Source organism: Aeromonas sp. HMWF014 (assembly GCF_963878295.1).
GTDB lineage: Bacteria > Pseudomonadota > Gammaproteobacteria > Enterobacterales > Aeromonadaceae > Aeromonas > Aeromonas popoffii.
In genome coordinates this window covers 1-2,805 of the sequence record NZ_CAWNYS010000081.1, presented here as the reverse complement: position 1 = coordinate 2,805, position 2,805 = coordinate 1, and the positions used below count along the sequence as shown (strand labels likewise).

2 protein-coding genes are annotated in these 2,805 nt (G+C 55.7%); both read right to left on the bottom strand.

The window, feature by feature from the left end; genetic code table 11:
* On the bottom strand, positions 1–1,860 hold a 1,860-nt coding region (locus tag AAC083_RS03200; RefSeq protein WP_108537984.1), incomplete at its 3' end, for an adenosylcobalamin-dependent ribonucleoside-diphosphate reductase.
* Positions 1,861–2,071: 211 nt separating this feature from the next.
* Entirely contained in the window at positions 2,072–2,524 is a 453-nt protein-coding gene (locus AAC083_RS03195; RefSeq protein ID WP_042039350.1) for a pullulanase, read from the bottom strand.
* Positions 2,525–2,805 lie beyond the last annotated feature (281 nt).

Below are 2,805 nucleotides of genomic sequence, written 5' to 3'. Positions count from 1 at the left end.
CTTGGAGATGGAGGAGTCAATCCAGCGCTGGGCCGCCGCCTGAATGTCCACGTGCTGGGCCGGCGTGATGTCGTCAGCCGTGATGAAGTACTCCGGCAGACGACTGGCGTCATCATCCGTGTAAGGCATGGCCGCCGGGTTCACCAGCTCGCGGTAGGCAAGCAGCTCGAAGGAGTAGACATCCACGCTCTCCTTGCTCTTCTTGCCCGACTTGATGACGTTGCGGCTGTAGTAATGGGCAAAGCTCGGTTCGATACCGTTGCTGGCGTTGTTGGCCAGCGACAGCGAGATAGTGCCGGTCGGCGCGATGCTGCTGTGATGGGTAAAGCGGCCACCGGCTTCGGCCAGCTCGGCGACCAGCGCAGGATCCACTTCTGCGACCTGCTGCATATAGCGGCTGTAGCGCGCGTGCAGCACCTTGCCCTTCACCTTGTCGCCAACCTTGAGGCCATCGGCCACCATTTCCGGACGCAGCCGCAACATCTTGCCGGTCACCTCGAACTCCTGCTCCATGATGGGGGCCGGGCCCTTCTCCTTGGCCAGACGCAGCGACTCCTGCCAGCCGGTCATGGCCAGCTCCTGAGATACTTGCTCGGTAAACGCCACAGATGCCGCAGAACCGTACTTGATCTGCAGCATAGTGAGGGTCGAACCAAGACCAAGGAAGCCCATGCCATGACGGCGCTTGGCTGTGATCTCCTCGCGCTGCTTGGGCAATGGCAGCTGGTTGATCTCCACCACGTTGTCGAGCATGCGGGTGAAGATAGCCACCACCTTGCGAAACGCCTGCCAATCGAAAGCCGCTCTTTCAGTAAAGGGGTCGCGCACAAACTTGGTCAGATTGACCGAGCCGAGCAGGCAGGCACCGTAGGGTGGCAATGGCTGCTCGCCACAGGGATTGGTGGCGCGGATCTCTTCACAGAACCAGTTGTTGTTCATCTGGTTGACCTTGTCGATCAAGATGAAACCGGGCTCTGCATAGTCATAAGTGGAGGTCATGATGACATTCCACAGCTTGCGGGCAGGCAGGGTCTTGTAAACCTTGCAGGCGACCTGCCCCAGCTCGTTGAAAACAACCCCTTCCTTGTTGGGCCAGTCAGCCCAGAGCGCCTGAGCGGGATCGTCCAGCGCAATGCCATCCTGCTCCACCTCTTTGGCGGTGTAGGGGAAGATCAGCTGCCAGGGGGCATCCTCCTTCACCGCCTTGACGAAATCTTCGGTGATCAGCAGGGAGAGGTTGAACTGGCGCAGACGACCATCTTCCCGCTTGGCCTGGATGAACTCGATCACATCGGGATGACGGATATCCATGGTGCCCATCTGTGCGCCACGGCGACCACCGGCTGACGAGACGGTGAAACACATTTTGTCGTAGATATCCATGAAGGAGAGCGGGCCGGACGTGTAAGCACCGGCACCGGAGACAAAAGCGCCGCGCGGGCGCAGGGTCGAGAAGTCATAGCCGATACCGCAACCGGCTTTCAGGGTCAGGCCAGCCTCGTGCACCTTGCCGAGGATATCGTCCATCGAATCTTCAATGGTACCGGAGACAGTGCAGTTGATGGTTGAAGTGGCAGGCTTGTGCTCAAAAGCCCCCGCATTGGAGGTGATGCGGCCAGCCGGAATGGCCCCATTGCGCAGCGCCCACAGGAACGGCTCAAACCAGGCCTCCGGTTCCAGCTCCTGCTCGGCCAACGCACGGGCTACCCGCTGGTAAGTCTCATCAATAGAGCTATCGATGGGAGTGCCATCCTTGCTCTTGAGGCGATACTTGCTATCCCAGATTTCGAGGGACGTTTCCTGCAGGGGGATAAGGCGGGAGCCAAGCTCACTCTCCAGCACCGGGTTCGATTTAGCCATTTTCAATCAACCTTATGTGAATGCATCAACATCATGACAACAGCACAAAACACAACAAATAGTGCCATGTAAAATAAATAACACAACATATAGTACACCTGATGCCATGAGGGCGCCGATTTTAACCTAAAAAAATGCCCCGGCCAGCAGATTTCTGGGCCAGGGCACTTAACCGATTAATTTTCTGAGAAATTTAACACTCAGAGATAGATCAGGGCTTCTTGACGTAAACGGTCGGCGTTTCACCCGCCATATTCAGATAGAACTCATAGACACCATCCACATCCGGTGAGAACTTCAACTCCTCATACTTGGAGCAGGGGTTGACCGGCACTGCCTCACCGCCCAATACGGCAACACCGTCACTCGGACTCTTATAGCCAAAGTTGGTACCACAGCTCCAGCCAGAGTCAGCAAACTTGAACTTGTAGGGAGCCCACTCTTTGTTGAGGGTGCCTTTGGCCATGTAAAGCTTGTCGGCCACCTTGACCACCTTGCTCTCATCCACCGCCATCCAGTCGTTCATCTCCCCACGCAGGTAGATGGACTTGCCACCGAAGTCGCTGTTGTCTGCCGCAGTCTGCTCTGCACCACCATGGGACGCGCAACCGCCTAATACCAGGGTTCCCGCCGCCAGTATCATCGTTACTGTTCTTTTGAACATGTATCCATTCCTCAAATTATTGTGATTCCTTGGCCCATCAAACTTGAGCAGACGAATTAAAGCAGAGCAGGCATCACAAGAAAGGTAGGGGTATCACATTCTGTGTTTTTTATATTCAGACAAGCGAAATGGACGGGGATATATAACGCTGGATGGCGCAGTAATCCGAATCAGAGCGGGGAAAAAATAAACGAATGAAAGGGCCTGAAGGAAAGCATCACCTAGCCATTGCAGCCAAGCACTTGAATTTCACCCAATAAAAAAGCCCGCTCATCTGAGCG